The 15,195-nt window shown below is 63.3% G+C and carries 17 protein-coding genes; 5 read left to right on the plus strand and 12 right to left on the minus strand.

Annotated features, from left to right (window positions below; genetic code table 11):
• Position 1 precedes the first annotated feature (1 nt).
• Complete coding sequence (locus OZ411_RS24180) at positions 2–982, minus strand: ABC transporter substrate-binding protein (RefSeq protein WP_282529955.1); 981 nt, start codon at positions 980–982, stop codon at positions 2–4.
• Positions 983–1,066: 84 nt separating this feature from the next.
• Between OZ411_RS24180 and OZ411_RS24185 the strand changes: the two genes are divergently transcribed.
• Complete coding sequence (locus OZ411_RS24185) at positions 1,067–1,426, plus strand: hypothetical protein (protein WP_282529956.1); 360 nt, start codon at positions 1,067–1,069, stop codon at positions 1,424–1,426.
• Positions 1,427–1,538: 112 nt separating this feature from the next.
• Here OZ411_RS24185 and OZ411_RS24190 read toward each other — a convergent pair whose 3' ends face one another.
• On the minus strand, positions 1,539–2,369 hold the full coding sequence (locus OZ411_RS24190; RefSeq protein WP_282529957.1) for a quinoprotein dehydrogenase-associated SoxYZ-like carrier: 831 nt from the start codon (positions 2,367–2,369) through the stop codon (positions 1,539–1,541).
• A 59-nt stretch (positions 2,370–2,428) separates the two neighbouring features.
• Positions 2,429–3,355, minus strand: coding sequence for a quinoprotein relay system zinc metallohydrolase 2 (locus tag OZ411_RS24195; RefSeq protein WP_282529958.1), 927 nt, complete (start codon positions 3,353–3,355; stop codon positions 2,429–2,431).
• Here OZ411_RS24195 and OZ411_RS24200 point away from each other — a divergent pair.
• From OZ411_RS24200 to OZ411_RS24210, 3 genes are all read left to right on the plus strand, one after another.
• Positions 3,324–3,554 (plus strand): hypothetical protein, encoded by a 231-nt coding sequence (locus tag OZ411_RS24200; RefSeq protein ID WP_165421262.1) that lies wholly within the window; start codon positions 3,324–3,326, stop codon positions 3,552–3,554. The two genes, OZ411_RS24195 and OZ411_RS24200, sit on opposite strands and share 32 nt — an antisense overlap.
• Positions 3,555–3,621: 67 nt before the next feature.
• Positions 3,622–4,506, plus strand: a complete 885-nt coding sequence (locus OZ411_RS24205) for a substrate-binding domain-containing protein (RefSeq protein ID WP_282529959.1) — start codon at positions 3,622–3,624, stop codon at positions 4,504–4,506.
• Entirely contained in the window at positions 4,503–5,066 is a 564-nt protein-coding gene (locus OZ411_RS24210; RefSeq protein WP_282529960.1) for a PQQ-dependent catabolism-associated CXXCW motif protein, read from the plus strand. Before OZ411_RS24205 ends, OZ411_RS24210 begins: the two co-directional genes overlap by 4 nt.
• Before the next feature lie 69 nt (positions 5,067–5,135).
• On the opposite strand, the gene OZ411_RS24215 is transcribed toward OZ411_RS24210, so the two are convergent.
• The 8 genes from OZ411_RS24215 to OZ411_RS24250 all read right to left on the minus strand — a co-directional run bounded on the left by OZ411_RS24215 (position 5,136) and on the right by OZ411_RS24250 (position 11,757).
• Positions 5,136–5,429, minus strand: a complete 294-nt coding sequence (locus OZ411_RS24215) for a copper-binding protein (RefSeq protein ID WP_282529961.1) — start codon at positions 5,427–5,429, stop codon at positions 5,136–5,138.
• A gap of 130 nt (positions 5,430–5,559) precedes the next feature.
• Positions 5,560–6,174 carry a hypothetical protein gene (locus OZ411_RS24220; RefSeq protein WP_282529962.1) on the minus strand — a complete coding sequence of 205 codons (615 nt, stop codon included), beginning with the start codon at positions 6,172–6,174 and terminating at the stop codon, positions 5,560–5,562.
• A complete protein-coding gene (locus OZ411_RS24225; protein WP_130576782.1) occupies positions 6,171–7,019 on the minus strand; it encodes an ABC transporter permease in 849 nt (282 codons plus the stop codon). The genes OZ411_RS24220 and OZ411_RS24225 overlap by 4 nt, the downstream gene beginning before the upstream one ends.
• Complete coding sequence (locus OZ411_RS24230) at positions 7,016–7,786, minus strand: ABC transporter ATP-binding protein (RefSeq protein WP_282529963.1); 771 nt, start codon at positions 7,784–7,786, stop codon at positions 7,016–7,018. Before OZ411_RS24230 ends, OZ411_RS24225 begins: the two co-directional genes overlap by 4 nt.
• Positions 7,787–7,833: 47 nt before the next feature.
• Positions 7,834–8,805, minus strand: coding sequence for a YVTN family beta-propeller repeat protein (locus OZ411_RS24235; RefSeq protein ID WP_282529964.1), 972 nt, complete (start codon positions 8,803–8,805; stop codon positions 7,834–7,836).
• Positions 8,806–8,819: 14 nt separating this feature from the next.
• Complete coding sequence (locus OZ411_RS24240) at positions 8,820–10,001, minus strand: ABC transporter substrate-binding protein (protein ID WP_282529965.1); 1,182 nt, start codon at positions 9,999–10,001, stop codon at positions 8,820–8,822.
• A gap of 202 nt (positions 10,002–10,203) precedes the next feature.
• The gene (gene fghA, locus OZ411_RS24245; protein ID WP_130576786.1) at positions 10,204–11,049 is read right to left on the minus strand and encodes an S-formylglutathione hydrolase; all 846 of its coding nucleotides are present in this window, start codon (positions 11,047–11,049) and stop codon (positions 10,204–10,206) included.
• Between the two features lie 87 nt (positions 11,050–11,136).
• Positions 11,137–11,757 (minus strand): response regulator transcription factor, encoded by a 621-nt coding sequence (locus OZ411_RS24250; protein ID WP_028162622.1) that lies wholly within the window; start codon positions 11,755–11,757, stop codon positions 11,137–11,139.
• Positions 11,758–11,949: 192 nt separating this feature from the next.
• Between OZ411_RS24250 and OZ411_RS24255 the strand changes: the two genes are divergently transcribed.
• On the plus strand, positions 11,950–13,317 hold the full coding sequence (locus OZ411_RS24255; RefSeq protein ID WP_282529966.1) for a histidine kinase: 1,368 nt from the start codon (positions 11,950–11,952) through the stop codon (positions 13,315–13,317).
• A 98-nt stretch (positions 13,318–13,415) separates the two neighbouring features.
• Here OZ411_RS24255 and OZ411_RS24260 read toward each other — a convergent pair whose 3' ends face one another.
• Positions 13,416–15,026, minus strand: coding sequence for a rhodanese-like domain-containing protein (locus tag OZ411_RS24260; RefSeq protein WP_282529967.1), 1,611 nt, complete (start codon positions 15,024–15,026; stop codon positions 13,416–13,418).
• Between the last annotated feature and the right edge of the window lie 169 nt (positions 15,027–15,195).

Consider the following 15,195-nt stretch of genomic DNA (forward strand, 5'->3'; position numbering starts at 1 on the left):
CTCAATCTCCTGATATCGCGTGATAGAACGTGCCGGGATCAAGCTCCGTTGCCGATCCCACCAGTTCGCGGCCGCCGATCTTGGCGAGCACCCGGTACAGCACCTGTGCGTCGGCCTCTTCGTCCGCGATCGGGCGGCGTGGAATTCCTTCACGATAGCGGTCGCGATAGGCATGCAGCGTTGCAGCGTCCGCCGCGCCGGTCAACGGCGCGATCCTCTCCCATTCGTCGTCGGACTTCGTAAGGATCTCCTTGGCCGCGCGGGTCATCGTGATGAAGCGCTCGACCGCGTCGCGGTTCGCATTGGCCCAGCCTTCGTCGAAGACATAGCCGACCATCGCGATGCGGCCCTTGGCGCCGAGTTTCGGCAGGATATCCTCGATGCCGGCGAGGCGGCGAAAGCCCTTGGCTTCCAGCGCGGCGCAAAAATTCCAGTAATTGACGACGGCATCGACCTCACCGCCTACGGCCTTGGCCGCGAGCAGCGGCGGCGCGCCATAGACGATGGTCGCCGCCGACTTCAGGTCGAGGCCTTCCTGCTTCAAGGATGCCTGCAGCAGGAGCCAGCTCTTGTCGATCGGCCCGCCGGCGACGGCAAGCTTGCGACCCCGGAGATCGGTGAGCGAACGGATCGGCGATGAGGTCGGCACCATCACCGCGCCGAGCGCGCTCGAATAGGGATAGAAAGCGAGCTTGGCGCCGAGCATGCGCTCGCGCGACACCCACAGCCAGTCGGAGACCATGACATCGGCATTGCCGGCGCGGAGCGCGATCTTGCCCGCCTCGGGGCTTGCGAGCTCGGTGGCCTCGATCGTGAGATTGGCCTTCTTGTCGAGGCCATGCGCGCGGATGACCGCCAGTTCCCAGGCAAAGGTGCCGGTTTTCTGCACTGCAACGCGGATTGTGTCTGCGCCGAAGCAGGCGGCGAGCGGCGTCACCGCAAGAACCGCGGCAACCAGCAGCGTGCGAATGATGGCACTCATTTTGTTGAGCCGTTTCCTCGAACGTGTTCTTTTCTATCACGTAGTCATAGCATAGCTTGCGCCATTGAAAGCGGGAGGATGGCTATGATGCGTGCGGGACCGGTACGACCTATTGTCGCCGCTTTGATCGTATTCGCGGCAACCGCGGCGATCGCGGGTGGCGAGGAGGTCAACGATTATCCGACGGCCGCCCGCGCGGAATACGTGTTCGGCTGCCTGAAGGCGAATGGCGAGACACGGCACGCCATCGAGCAATGCTCGTGCTCGATCGACGTGGTCGCGTCGCTGATTCCCTATGATCGCTATATCACCGCCGAGACGGTGCTGAGCCTGTCCCAGGTGAGGGGCGATATGGGTTCGCCGTTCCGCACGTCCGAACAGGCAACCAATGCTCTCAACGATCTCCGCCGGGCCCAGGCCGAAGCTGAAGTCAGGTGCTTCTGAGACCGGCCAGAGCGTTTTCGAGCGAAGCTTGCCCTCGGACTTGATCCGTGGGTGGATACCGGTTCGCGTGAAGAAAACGCATCAAAACAAAATAAGGGCGGAGCCCGGCCGTTCAACTATCCGAATCGATCTTCCATTCGTGCTCGAACACGTGGCCGTCGGTGTCCTTGGCCTCGGCGCGGAAACGCTTGGCGCCATTCGAGACATAGGTGAAGCGGATATTGGGATCCTCGGAGATCGAGATTCCGCCTTCCATCGTCAGCACCAGGCTGTCGTCCTGCCAGAGCTGCAGCCGGTCGACATAGAAGGCGGGAATATAGAGCTGGGTCACCTGGTCCATCTGCAGGCCGGAATTGTTGGGATGGCCGATCATGACCTGCGCCTCCCGAGCTCCGCTCGTGGAACCTTCACCAGGTTTCGAAAGCTGCCGGTATCGTATCTGGCCGAGCCTGGCCTTGGCCTCCTCGGCGTTCTTCAGTGCAGGCGCGGCGCAGCCGCCCGACGCCTTCACGTAAGTCTTCACCATATAAAGCTTGCCGTCGGTGAGTTCGGCCACGGCATGGACGTCGGTGTAGTTGTTGATGCGCACGCGGGTCGAGATTTCCGTGACGTTGGCGTCCGGCCCAAGCTCGAACTTGGCCGCCATTGGCGCCGGATTCTGGTCGATGACGAGGGTGATCGCCCGCACGCGGCGGGTGTCGTCGGGCGCGAGCTTGCTGCGCAGCGTCACCGGCACGATTGCGGCATCTTCCGCACGGGCCGGCATCTCGATCGCGATCACGTTGCTGCCGTCGCTCATCGGGCGATTGTTGAAGATGTCCTGGACCAGGCCCGGCCAGGGATCATAGGCCTCGGCGCTCACCGCGGGCGCAAGGCGTGCGCCAAATGCGATGCTGCTGAGCAGGCCGGCGACGCAGAGCAGACGGAAAGGTGCTCCGAACATGGTCGTTCTCCCCGCGGCGACGATGGAAGCAACGCCTCCACTATACGGCCTCGCCAAACCTATTCCCACTCCAATTGCGAAAATGCTGCAGTTGCGTTGCGGGCGTTGTAGTCGTCGAACAGTTTCCAGCGCGGCCGCTCCGATGCCGCGGCGGTTTCGGCGGCAGCGGTGATCGGCTTGCCCTTGGCGATCAGCGCGCGCACGTCGGCTGCCAGCGTCTCGAGGTAGCGGCGTTCATCGGCCAGCCCCGCGGGCCATTCGCTCACAGGCCCGTGACCGGGAACCACGCGCTGCGCGGGCAGGGCGGCAAGCTGGCCGAGGATGGCGAGCCAGCCCTTGATGCTGCCGTCCACGACCGGGATGTGCGTGACGAATACGAGGTCGCCGGCGAACAAGGTCCGGGTCTTCTCATCGAACACGGTGAGATCGTTATCGCTATGCGCAGTCGGCCATGCTCGCAGCGTGAGCGATCGTCCACCGAGATCGAGGGCGAGGCTGCCGTCGACCAGTATCGTTGGCGGCACGATGCGCACGTCATCCATCAGTTCCGCGCCCATCGTCCGGCGGAAGGCGTCGAGATAGAACTGGCCTCGTGCGGTCAGCGCGTCGGGAAGCTTCTTGTGGCCGACGAAAACGGTTCCAGCACCCGCAAACGCCGCGTTGCCGAAGGCATGATCGGGATGGGCGTGGGTGTTGATGACATAGCGGATCGGCTTGTCGGTGCGGGCGCGGATGGCGGCCAATAATCGCCGTCCTTCGCGGACGCTGCCGCCGGTATCGATCACGGCAACGGCGCTGTCGCCGACGACAAATCCGATGTTGGCAATGGCGCCTTCATTGTCGCCGGTCATCAGGGCGATCTCGCCGATATGCACCAATATTCCGGGCGCGACTTCGCTCACAGGCAATTCTTGTTCTTGCGCCCGCGCTAGGGTCGATAGGCAGACTGCAGCGATGAGTGTGATCAGCGAGACGATACGAGCCATGTTTCCGCCCAAGTCCATGCGCGAAGCGGCATCGGCCGTTTCGCATTCACATCGCGCCTGTTTGCGCTGCAGCACGCCGGGCGAGATCATCACGAAGCTGTTGCACGCCGTGACGTGCCGGGCAATCTATGGCTACAGCATGATCCGGAAAAGTGGACACCGGTTTTCCGAAAAAGATCATGCTCAAACAAAGAGCTAGAGCGGGATGACGATTCGAAGAAAAGTCATCACGCTCTAGCCCCAAACAAGAAAGAGGAGGAAACGCGATGGCGGGTGCCGGACGATATCGCCGCTGGTTGCCGGCGCTGCTTGCGATTGCCGCGATGGCGATCGGGCATGGTGCCGCTCGCGCGCAGACCAACGAAAGCGGCGATCTCTCGATCGAATTGATCGATCCCAAGGTCCTGCGCGTCTGTGCCGACCCGCGGAATCTGCCGTTCTCCAACGACAAGGGCGAAGGCTTTGAGAACAAGCTCGCCGAACTCTTTGCCCAGAAGCTGCAAAAGAAGCTTGAGTTCACCTATTTTCCGCAGGCGACCGGCTTCGTGCGCATGACGCTCGGCTCGCACCGCTGCGACGTCATCATGGGCTTTCCACAGGGCGACGAGCTGGCCCAGGGCACCAATCCCTATTATCGCACGGCCTACGCATTGATCGCGAAGCAAGGCAGCGGCCTCGACGATGTGACTACGCTCGAGGACGAGCGGCTGAAGGGCAAGCATATCGGCGTGGTCGCCGGCACACCGCCCGGCACCAATATGGCTGTGGCCGGCCTGATGGCGAATGCAAAACCCTATCCATTGATGATAGACACGCGCATCGATTCCTCGGCGGAGGCGATGATCAGTGATCTTGCCAAGGGCGAGATCGATGCCGGCGTGTTGTGGGGGCCCATGGCCGGCTTCTATGCCAGAAAAGCCAATCCGCCGCTGCACGTCACGCCGCTGGTGAAGGAAACGACGGGTCCGAAACTCGTCTATCGCATCGGGATGGGCGTGCGCCCGGCGGACCAGAACTGGAAACGCCAGCTCAATCGCCTGATCCAGGAGAACCAGGGCGAGATCAACAAGATCCTGCTCGACTTCGGCGTGCCGCTTCTGGACGAGAACGACCGACCAATCGGCCCGGACACGGCGGCGAAATCGCCATGAGGCGCTGGCTCACCAGCCTGGTCGTTGTCGCAGCGTCGCTCGCCGTAGCGGCCCATGCGCAGCAGCAGGTCCCCGAGCCGCAAGAATACCGCACCGAGAATTACCGCGCGCTGGTGCCGGCAACGCTTGCCGGCGCCCGCGTGCTCTCGACCGCGGAAGCCGAGGCGATCTGGCGCGACAAGACCGGCGCCTTCGTCGACGTGCTGCCGCGTCCACCTAAGCCCGCCAACCTGCCGGAAGGCACGGTGTGGCGCGACAAGCCGCGACACAACATCCCCGGCAGCATCTGGCTGCCCGACACCGGCTATGGAAAAATCGCCGATGTCACTGAAGACTATCTTCGCCGCGGCCTTGAGCGTGCCTCTGATGGCAACAAGGCGGCGCTGCTCGTGATCTATTGTCAGGAAAATTGCTGGATGTCGTGGAACGCAGCCAAGCGCGCGCTGACCTACGGCTATTCCAACATCGCCTGGTATCCCCTGGGGTCCGATGGATGGGAGCACGCAGGCTTACCACTCGCCGAAGCCAAGCCGGCGCCGCGGACGGGTGAAGAGAAATAAGCCCTGCGACTACTTCACTCAGACGAAGCTGAACCTCGGCCGCGGGGGCCGAGGTTCAGTGTGATCACATTATTGCTTCTTCAGATCGGTGATGGTCTTGGTGCTGCCACCTTCGGAGGCGGAGAAGTTCACCTTGTCGCCGGCGTGGAAGGGTTCAAGCTTGTTGGTATCCGTCACCTTGAACTCCTGGATTGCGCCGCTGCCTGCGCCGACCGTGCCACTCTGCGTTTGCTGGATCGAGATGGTGCCATTCAGCCGGTCGATCTTGGTGATGGTTCCCGTCATGTTTTGTTGAGCCGAAGCCGCGGTTGCAAAGATTCCGAGGGCCGTCGCGCCCGCCAAGATGATCGTCGTTGTTCTCATCAAAACTCTCCGGATTTCGAGATGGCTTGAGCGACAAGACGCTGGAATCACGTTTGGTTCCGGAATCAAGTCGGCGGAACCGGACATAAAGGTGAGCTATACTGACCTTTTTGCGCCGGAACCGGCGGCGCTACTCCATCTCTTGCTGGATCGTGCGGCCAAGCGCGAACAGGCGCTGGTCGATCGTTGTCGGTACTTCGCAGACAAATCTGACCACACGTTGGCGGTCCTCGAAGATCCGAGTTTCCCACAGGAGGGTGTTGCTGAGTTCGTCGACCTTGGCCTGATCGGGCGAGGACGCGTTCTGCAGCGCTTGCAGCGCGAGCGTGTCGGCGCGAATCTTCTCGGCCGCCTCGCGTTGCTTGCGCGTCACCCGCTCGATGCCGCTCATGACCGAGGAACGCTGGGCATTAAGCGAATCGAACAAGCCGGCGAACAGCAGCTTTCCGGCGGTGGTCTTGTCGGCCGCGGAAGCCGCGAGGAAATCCGTGATCGCTTTTTGGGCGTCATCAAGCGGCGTGCGCCGCGCCGCTAATTTCTCCACCAGTGCGCTGATCTTGGGGTCCTCCTTCCATTTGTTCTGGACGTCGTCGAGCGGCGGTCCCGCCCACACCGCCGCGAGCGAAATCTCCGGCACCTTGGCCTGCGCGCAGGGCCAGTTCGGATAGCGCGGATCGGCGGCGCGACCGACCCCGGTCGATGCCGCGATGACAAGCAATGCTCCGATCGCAATCCGCCCGATCATGTCTCCCCTCCGGCAGGCCCACGCCGCGCCAATCCGCGCGAGGGATCGTAGGCCAGGATCGCGCCGATCATGAAGACCGCCGTGCAGCCGACGACGACGAAAAACGAAATCCAGTTGATCTGGCCATACAGCGCGAAGCGGATCAATTCGACCGCGTGGGTGAATGGATTGAACTGGCAGACATAGTAAAGCATCGGGCTGCCCTCCTGCACCCGCCACAGCGGATAGAGCGCGGATGAGGCAAAGAACATCGGAAAGATCACGAAGTTCATGACGCCGGCAAAATTCTCGAGCTGCTTGATCCCTGAGGAGATCAGCATGCCGAGCGACCCCAACATCAGCCCTGACAGCACCAGCGCCGGCAGCGCGGTGAGATAGCCGATCGGCGGCGGCGTGATGTCCCAGAGCCATGCGATGACGAGGAAGGCATAGACCTGCAACAGCGAGACCGCGGTGCCCGCCAGCAGTTTGCAAAACAGCAGGTAGCCGCGCGGCAGCGGGCTCACCAACAGCGTGCGCATATTGCCCATCTCGCGGTCATAGACCATCGAGAGCGAGGATTGCATGCCGTTGAAAAGCTGGATCATCGCCATCAGTCCCGGCGCGATATAGACCTCGTAGAGGATGTAGGTCTCGTAGGGCGGGATGATCGAGATGCCGAGCACCTGGCGGAAGCCGGCAGCGAAGATGAACAGCCACACCAGCGGCCTGACCAGTGCCGAGACGAAGCGTTCGCGCTGATGCAGGAAGCGCAGCGCCTCGCGCCACACGATGCCGTTGAGGCAGGTGATATATTCGCCGAAGGAAAAGCCGCGTCGCGACGGCGTGACGGTGGTGGAGCTCATGGTGCCTCGCTCCCGGCTTTGCCCACAGCTCCGGTCAGGCGCATGAAGGCGGTGTTGATGTCCTGCGCGCCTGTGTCCGCGATTACGCGCGAGACCTGGCCGCGCGCCAGCACCTTGCCCTGGTGCAGCACCACGAGGTCGTCGCTTGCCGTGATCTCGTCGAACAGGTGTGTGGCCCAGAGCACGCCGATGCCCTGCTCGGCGACGAGCTGCCGGACGTGGTTAAGGATATCTGAACGCGCCTTGACGTCGAGGCCGACCGTCGCCTCGTCCAGCAGCAACAGGCGCGGCCGGTGCAGCAGCGCACGCGCGATCTCCAGCCGGCGCATCTGGCCGCCGGAGAGGTCGCGCACCTTGCTGCCGGCACGGTCGGAAAGCGCGATGCGTGCCAGCACCTCGCCGCTGCGCAGCCGCGCCTCGCGCCGGCCGATGCCGTGCAGGGCGGCGTGATAGAGCAGGTTCTGCGTCACCGAGAGATCGAGGTCGAGCGTGCGCGGCTGGAACACGACGCCGAGCAGCCGCAGCGCCTCGCCCGGCGCGCGGGTGATATCGTGGCCGAAAATGCCGATGCGACCGGCCTGGATGCCGAACAATCGCGTGATCAGCGAGAATAGCGTGCTCTTGCCGGCGCCGTTCAGGCCGAGCAGCGCCGTAAAGCTCGCCGGCGCGACGTCAAAACTCACATCGATCAACGCACGGCGTGCGCCATAGGAATGGCTGACGCTTTCGATCGACAAGGCGGCCACGCCGGCGGGATCATGGCGCATCAAGATGTCAGGCGATGGTTTGTCAGCGATGGGTTTTTGGGTTGCTGTCATTGCGGTGCAATCGTAACGCCCCAGGGAAGTTCGCCAACCTGGATGGTCTTGATCACTTTTTGCGCGGCGACGTCGATGACGGAGACATCGTTGGACACGCCATTGGTCACCAGCAGGTATTTCTCGTCCGGCGTGAACGCCATGTGCCAGACGCGCTGCCCGACCAGGAGATATTTGGTCACCTTGTGATTGACGGCGTCGACCACCGCGATGCGGTTGGCGGGGCCGAGTGCGACGAAGGCGGTCTTGTCGTCCTTGGTCATGCCGATGCCGACCGGCTGGATCGCTTCGCTGCGCAGGCCGGGAATGTTGAAGGTGACCTTGCCGGTCACCACGTGCTTGACGGGATCGATGATCGACACCGTGCCGCCGATCTCGGAGGATACCCACAACTCGGAGCCGTCATGCTTGAACTCAGCGAAGCGCGGCCGCGCATCGATCAGCACATTGGCGACGATCTGGCGCGTCGACGTGTCGATGAAATGCGCCATGTTGGTGGTCTCGGAAGTGTTGATCAGGATCTTGCCGTCCGGGCTGATCGTCATGCCCTCCGGCTCGACGCCGACCTGGACATCGCCGATGCGGGCGCGCTTTTCGAGATCGATCACGGTCACCGTGTTGTCGTTCTCGTTGGCGACATACATGATCTTGCCCGCGGCATCCTGGGTGAACAGTTCCGGATCGGGCCCGGAGGGCAGGGTGTCCACCACCTCCTGCTTCTTGGCATCGATCACCTGGATGGTGTCGTCGTCGCCGACCGCGACCATCACGAACTTGCCGTCGCGGCTGAACTCGATGCCGCGCGGCCGCTGGCCGACCTTGATGGTTTTTGTCACCGTCCAACTATCGGTGTCGATCACGGAAACTGTGTTGCCCTTCTCGTTCGAGACATAAGCCATGAAGGCGGAAGCGGGGGCGGCGGCCGCGAGCCAAAGGACCGTTCCGGAAAGCAGACAGCGGCGCCACATGCGCGATCTCTCCTTCATTGCAGTTTGCATTTTGTCTCGGGGCGGTCGACGCCGAGCGTGTCGAGCTCGGAGACCTGGTGCAGGAAGCCTTCCTGCGGGGACACCGAGACGACCATGCGCCCGTCGACCAGAAGAATTGGCTGGCGAAGCTGCAGGTTCCAGTCTCGCAGCGTCAGCCGCGTGCCCTTGAACGCCGCCACCGAGAAATCCGGTCCTTTGAGGAATGCAAGGAGCTTCTTCGGATCACCGGAGTTCGTGCGCGAGGCCGCTTCGCCGATCATGCGTGCGGCGGTCCAGGCCTGCATGTCGAGTGCGGTCATCCGCCGCGAATTCAGCTTCATGAAGCGGTTCTGGATCTGGACCGCGCCCCATTGATCCTGCGCTGCGTCCCAGCTCGTCGGTACGAGCCCGGCCGAGCCCGCAACCGGCCGCGGGTCCCAGGTGCGGTAAGGCAGATAGGACGCGAAGACCTCGCTTTCATCAGCGGCAACCAGCACGTCATAGGCCGGGATCTGCTGAGTGAAGACCGGCATTTGCCGCTGGATGAGCGTCACGCCGCTGTCGGTGCGGCGGGCGCCGCCGGTGTCTTCGAAAGTCTTCTCCTGCACGACCTTGGCGCCGAATCGCGTCGCGGCGCGTCGCAGGGCATCGGCATAGAGCTTGTCCTTGTCATGTGAGCCGACCACCAGGAACCAGCGCTTCCATTGCTTCCACACCAGATATTGCGCCAGCGCATCCGCCAGCATCGAACGCGTCGGCGCGACGTGGATCACGTTGGCGCGGCAGTCCTGCTCGCGCAACCGGTCGTCGATCGCGCCGGCGTTCAACAGCACCGTACCGCGATCGCGCAACGCATCCGCCGCCTGCAGCAGCGCATCCGGTGGAAGATCGGCGATGATGAAGCCATTGCGATCGGCAAGCGCAGTCGCGGCCTTCGCCACGTCCTCGCCTTCCCTCAGCCGGACCTCTTCCAGGTTGAAACGCTGGTTGAGGAATTTTCCCGTGGTGTTGTTGTCCTCGACCGCAAGCCGTACACCGGCGATGCCGTCATTCTCGGCGGGCTGCTCGACCAGCGACAGCCTCTGCTGAACGCCGGCGCGGCCGAGATAGCCGATGCCGATCTCGATCGGCTCGGCGGCACGCACGGGCGTCGCCATCGCGATCAGACCGATTGCGGCGACCAGCCATCGGACCATGTTTCCTCCCGACGCCTCCTCGCCTTGACCGGCGATGGAGCTGCTCTTGGATTGCAAGATGACTGAATTGTCCTGGCTTGCAACCCCGCATTTTGTCGTTGCGATGCTCTCGATTCCGCCCGATCACGATCATGAGAGCGCGGTTTTCCGTCGCGGCAATGATGTCGAATGCCGGCGTACCCGCAAGCGCAATGGAAAGGGTTCAGGCCGCCAGCCGTGCGGCGTGCCAGCGCAAGTGATCGCCCATGAAGGTAGAGATGAAATAATAACTATGGTCGTAGCCTTCTTGGCGTCGGAGCAGGAGTGGGATCTGCGCCTGCGCGCAGGCCTGTTGCAGTAGTTCCGGGCGAAGCTGTTCAGCCAGGAACGAGTCGGCATCGCCAACGTCCACCAGCAGGTCGGAAAACCGCGCGCCGTCCTCGATCAGCGCCACTGTATCGTGCTTGCGCCATGCGTTTCTGTCGTCGCCGAGATAGCCGCCGAGGGCCTTGATGCCCCAGGGCACCTGTGACGGCGCCACGATCGGCGCAAAAGCGCTCGCCGCGCGATAGCGGTTGGGATGGCGCAGCGCCACCGTCAGCGCACCGTGACCGCCCATGGAATGGCCCATGATGGACTGCCGCACGGGATCGATCGGGAAATTCGCGGCGACGAGCTGCGGCAATTCCTGGGTCACATAGCTCCACATCCGGTAGTTCTCGGCAAACGGCTCCTGCGTGGCGTCGACATAGAAGCCGGCGCCAAGCCCGAAGTCGTAGGCGCCGGCAGGATCGCCGGGCACGCCCTCGCCGCGCGGGCTGGTGTCGGGCGCGACGAAGATCAGGCCGAGATCGGCGCAGGTGTCGCGGTATTCGCCTTTCTCGGTAACATTGGCATGGGTGCAAGTCAGGCCGGAGAGATAGTACACGACCGGCAGCTTCGCGCCCGCCGGATGCGGGGGAACATAGACCGAAAAGGTCATGTCGGTCTTGGTTTCGCGGCTGGCATGCTTGTACACGCCCTGGATGCCGCCATGGGATTTGTTGGTTGAAACGGTTTGAATCGTCATCTCTTGAACTCCGGCGCTGTGCTTTGTTGGCGCATGATCTTTTCGGAAAACCGCTGCCTACATGTCCGGATCATGCGTGCGCGATCTTCAGGCGACGCCGCTCTCGATCGCCAACCGCACCAGTTCGGCTGAGGTGCGCACACCAAGTTTCTGGCGCATGATCGAGGAGGTGTTGGCGACGGTCTTGTAGGAGGAATGAACCAGCCAGGCGATCTCGGAGAGCGTCTTGCCGGCGCTGAGCAGGCGCAGGATCTCCATCTCGCGCGGATTGAGCTTCGATAGGGGGCTCTGCGCCGCGGCGGGGCCGGCAAAGGCCACGCGCCGCGCGATCGCGGGCGGCAGATAGACGCCGCCATTGCCGACTTCGCGGATCGCCTCGACGAGATCGTTAGGATCGCCGGTCTTCGCCACATAGCCCTTGGCGCCAATCTCGATGGCGCGGGCGGCGAACACCGGATCGTCGTTCATGCTGAACATGATGATGCGCGCGGAATCGTCCCGCGCCAGCATCCGCCGTGCCAGTTCGAAGCCGGAAACGGTCGGCAAGTTGATGTCGACCACGGAGATATCGGGACGTTCGGCGACAAAGACGCGTTCGCCGCTTTCGGCGTCGCATGCTTCAAGCAATTCGATCTCCGGTTCGTCGGCGAACACGGTGCGGCAGCCGGAAGCGACGATCGGATGGTCGTCAACGATCAGCACGCGCATGCTTGAAGCCCTGGATAGCTGCGTCAGTCCGTTGCTGCACCGCATCAGAATACACGAGCGCGGCTCGCCCGCGGGCTCGCTCATGCATCTCCAGCGCGATTGCTGTACCCTTCGATTAGACAGACGCGGTATTTGTCTGTCAACGCTCCTCTTGATTGAGGAACCGAACGCGGGTGATCGTGGGCAAAGGCGATGTGGCAGAAACTTTCCTTGCGCGGGCGGATCAACCTGCTGCTGGCGCTCGTCCTCGCGCTCGGTCTCGCCATCAACATCGCCCGGCTCGTCGTCGAGGCCGGGCCCCGGGTCCAGGCCGAAGACCAGAGCGTCATTCGCCTGGCGCGGGAATTCGTCACCACGATCGTTGCCGGGTTGAACGAGGCGCCGGATCCCGATGCCCGGCTCGACCAGATCGTTCGCGATCTGAGCCGGCTGCGTCACGTCAGCATCGCGCGGCAGGATGGCGCGACCGCAAAGTCCGAGCAGGACGAGGCGATTGACAGCCGCGACGAAGCGCGATCGCCGCCGGCCTGGTTCGTCGCGCTCGTCCATCCGGAGACAACTTCCGTTAGCGTACCGATCTCGATCCGCGGAAAATCGGAATCGCTCGTGATCACATCGCATCCGAATGACGAGATGGCGGAGATCTGGGACGGCATCATCACCCAGCTCGCGGTCGGTTCCGCGATCGTCGTCGTGCTCTTCCTGATCATCAGGAGCGTTGTCGGCCGCGCGCTGGCGCCGCTCGAGTCGCTCTCGCAAGCCATGGCGAAGATCGAGGCCGGGCAATACGATGTTCGGGTGACGCCGGGTGGTGCGCCGGAACTGGCTGCGATCTGCGCCAAGCTCAATCACCTCGCGGCCACGCTGGGCGAGGCGATCGAGGACAAGCGGCAGCTCGCCGAACGCGCGTTTTCGCTGCAGGACCGGGAGCGCAAGGAGATCGCGCGCGAACTGCACGACGAGCTCGGCCCGCATTTGTTCGCGTTGCGGGCGCATGCAAGTGCGTTGATGCGGCTGTCGGATGCGCCAGAAGCGGCTCCGGACCAGGTGCGGAAGCACGGCGGGGCGATGCTGGAGCAGGTCAATGCGCTGCAGCAGTTCACGCGCCGGATATTGGAGAAGCTACGGCCGGTCGGACTCGCCGAGCTCGGACTTCACGAGGCTCTCTCTGCCCTGTTCCGCCTGTGGAAGGAATCGCATCCGGAGGTGGCGATCGAGACCAGCATTTCGCCTGCACTTGGCGAGACCGGGGAGACCGCCGATCTCACGATCTACCGGGTCGTTCAGGAGGCGCTGACGAATGCCTTCCGCCATGCCGGCGCGACCGCGGTCAAGGTCAGCGTCGAGCCGGCGGAACAGCCGGACAGCGTGCGGGGAGATCGCGGCTGCGCGCGGGTGCGGGTCCGCGACAACGGACGCGGCTTGAGCGCTGATCACCAGTTCGGCTTCGGCCTCACCGGCATGCGCGAACGCCTGTTGGCATTGGGCGGCTCGCTGACGGTTTCGTCCGCTGATGGCGTCACGGTGGAAGCGCTGATCCCTACGGGAGCGCGCTCCTAAAGCGTGATGACTTTTCTTCGAATCGTCATCCCGCTCTAGCTCTTTGTTTGAGCATGATCTTTTTCGGAAAACCGGTCTCCACTTTTCCGGATCATGCTCTACACGACGTGAAAGTTGGACACTGAATCGTTTGCGAGCTGGGCGACAAGGTGCAGCTCCCAATCGATGTAGGCCTGCATTGCAGCCGCCGCATTGTCCGTTCCCTCGTACGGGCGCTTGTAGACATCATCAGGGTGCGAGATCCACGAATGCCGGTCCCGCTCCAGTGGCTGTTTGCTGCCGGTCCAGGCGCGCGTTCCGCCTTTCAGCACGGCCACCTTCCGCTGTGTCGAGGCGGCCGCATCCGCAAGCGCGAACATCGCTTCGTCGCCGTCAGCGCTGGTGAGAACGATCGCTCTCTCCCCGGGCAGTCGCAGCAAATCCTCACTGAAGCGCGAGGCCAGCACGAAATGTGCGCCGGGAATGTGGCCCGCGGCATAGGCGGGGCTGCGCGCCAAATCGATGACGGTCCAGCTATCCCGGTCTGCGATCAGCTCCGCTACGTCGACCGAGGGGCCGGAGGCTGCCGGCACTGGACGGCGCGGTGGCCGAGTGCCGGTCTCGGTCGCCTCAATCACTTCCGGCCCGACGATGTGAGCATCCCAGCCCATCTGGATCAACCAGGATGCGGCCATGCGGGCGCGAACGCCGTCGTCATCGAACAGCACCAGCCGCGATCCGCGTACGGCAACCCATTCATCCGTGGCCTGTACGAGCTGCCCGCCGGGTGCTGAGGCGAAGCCGGGCGGATGTCCGCGCTCGTATTCCTCCGGTGTCCGCACATCGAGCAGGTAGAGCGTGCGTTCGTTCGCTTGCGCGACAAAGCGATCGAATGTGCTGCGGTCAAGCGCTGGAACGCCGACGCGCTCGGCCCACTGCGCCGCGCTGGCCAGTGCCGCGGAATAAGTCGCTTCGGGGCGCCGCAGGAACCGGTCAGTCCGGCCCCGATCGACCTGATGTCCGGCCAAGGTCCAGCCGATCGTGCCGTTTCGCAGCGCGAAAACCCTGTTCGGAAGCCCGGCATTGATCAACGACTGCGTGCCGATAATGCTGCGCGTCCGGCCGGCGCAATTGACGATGATGGTGGTGCCCGGCGCGGGCGCGATTTCCCTTGCGCGAAACGCGAGGTCACCGCCGGGAACGCTGACGCCGCGCGGAATGCTCATGGTCCGGTATTCCTCGAACCGGCGGGCGTCGAGCACGACCAGATCGGGCTCCGTTTCGATCAGGGCCTTGACCTCGTTCGCCGACAGGGAAGGTGTGTGGCGGATCGCCTCGACGAGTTCGCCGAACGCCTTGCTCGGCACATTGACGTCGCGAAAGACCTCGCCGACTGCCCGATAAGCTCCCAGGCCGCCGTCGAGGATCGAGACATCGGTGTAGCCAAGCGCCAAAATGCGTTTCGCCGCCCTCTCGGCATATCCTTCGCCGTCGTCATACACCACAATGGGGGCGCCGAGCCGCGGGATCAGATCGAGAACACGCAGCTCGATCTGCGAAAGCGGCAGGGACACGGCGAAGAAGGGATGCGCCAGCGAGTAGGGGCCTTCCTCGCGCACATCGAGCAGCGCTACCTCCTCGCCGGCCCGCCAGCGTCGGCGCAATTCCGTGGGCGTAACGAGTGGTGCGGCGTCAGACGGCTTCGGCTGGGTGCCGGGGATTGGCTTCATTGGTGCATCCAGAGAGGACTTCGAGAGGATCGGCATATAGCAGATATTCTCGATGGCCGATGGCGCCGGCCGAAGTGGGTCGGGAATTTTCCCGAAACTTTCGGGAACACTTGCAGGTAGCGCACTTCTCGTTCTGCACTCTAGTATCGCTCGAACCGGCGACAACGGC

This window comes from Bradyrhizobium sp. Arg237L (assembly GCF_029990105.1).
Taxonomy (GTDB): Bacteria; Pseudomonadota; Alphaproteobacteria; order Rhizobiales; family Xanthobacteraceae; genus Bradyrhizobium.

Excerpts from the sequence above, each read along its gene's own strand:
- OZ411_RS24200 (WP_165421262.1), top strand. The coding sequence starts at position 3,324 with ATGAGTGTGATCAGCGAGACGATACGAGCCATGTTTCCGCCCAAGTCC.
- OZ411_RS24180 (WP_282529955.1), bottom strand. The coding sequence starts at position 982 with ATGAGTGCCATCATTCGCACGCTGCTGGTTGCCGCGGTTCTTGCGGTG.
- OZ411_RS24230 (WP_282529963.1), bottom strand. The coding sequence starts at position 7,786 with ATGCGCCATGATCCCGCCGGCGTGGCCGCCTTGTCGATCGAAAGCGTC.
- OZ411_RS24210 (WP_282529960.1), top strand. The coding sequence starts at position 4,503 with ATGAGGCGCTGGCTCACCAGCCTGGTCGTTGTCGCAGCGTCGCTCGCC.
- OZ411_RS24250 (WP_028162622.1), bottom strand. The coding sequence starts at position 11,757 with ATGCGCGTGCTGATCGTTGACGACCATCCGATCGTCGCTTCCGGCTGC.
- OZ411_RS24185 (WP_282529956.1), top strand. The coding sequence starts at position 1,067 with ATGATGCGTGCGGGACCGGTACGACCTATTGTCGCCGCTTTGATCGTA.
- OZ411_RS24225 (WP_130576782.1), bottom strand. The coding sequence starts at position 7,019 with ATGAGCTCCACCACCGTCACGCCGTCGCGACGCGGCTTTTCCTTCGGC.
- OZ411_RS24255 (WP_282529966.1), top strand. The coding sequence starts at position 11,950 with ATGTGGCAGAAACTTTCCTTGCGCGGGCGGATCAACCTGCTGCTGGCG.
- OZ411_RS24190 (WP_282529957.1), bottom strand. The coding sequence starts at position 2,369 with ATGTTCGGAGCACCTTTCCGTCTGCTCTGCGTCGCCGGCCTGCTCAGC.
- fghA (WP_130576786.1), bottom strand. The coding sequence starts at position 11,049 with ATGACGATTCAAACCGTTTCAACCAACAAATCCCATGGCGGCATCCAG.
- OZ411_RS24205 (WP_282529959.1), top strand. The coding sequence starts at position 3,622 with ATGGCGGGTGCCGGACGATATCGCCGCTGGTTGCCGGCGCTGCTTGCG.
- OZ411_RS24235 (WP_282529964.1), bottom strand. The coding sequence starts at position 8,805 with ATGTGGCGCCGCTGTCTGCTTTCCGGAACGGTCCTTTGGCTCGCGGCC.
- OZ411_RS24260 (WP_282529967.1), bottom strand. The coding sequence starts at position 15,026 with ATGAAGCCAATCCCCGGCACCCAGCCGAAGCCGTCTGACGCCGCACCA.
- OZ411_RS24195 (WP_282529958.1), bottom strand. The coding sequence starts at position 3,355 with ATGGCTCGTATCGTCTCGCTGATCACACTCATCGCTGCAGTCTGCCTA.
- OZ411_RS24215 (WP_282529961.1), bottom strand. The coding sequence starts at position 5,429 with ATGAGAACAACGACGATCATCTTGGCGGGCGCGACGGCCCTCGGAATC.
- OZ411_RS24220 (WP_282529962.1), bottom strand. The coding sequence starts at position 6,174 with ATGATCGGGCGGATTGCGATCGGAGCATTGCTTGTCATCGCGGCATCG.
- OZ411_RS24240 (WP_282529965.1), bottom strand. The coding sequence starts at position 10,001 with ATGGTCCGATGGCTGGTCGCCGCAATCGGTCTGATCGCGATGGCGACG.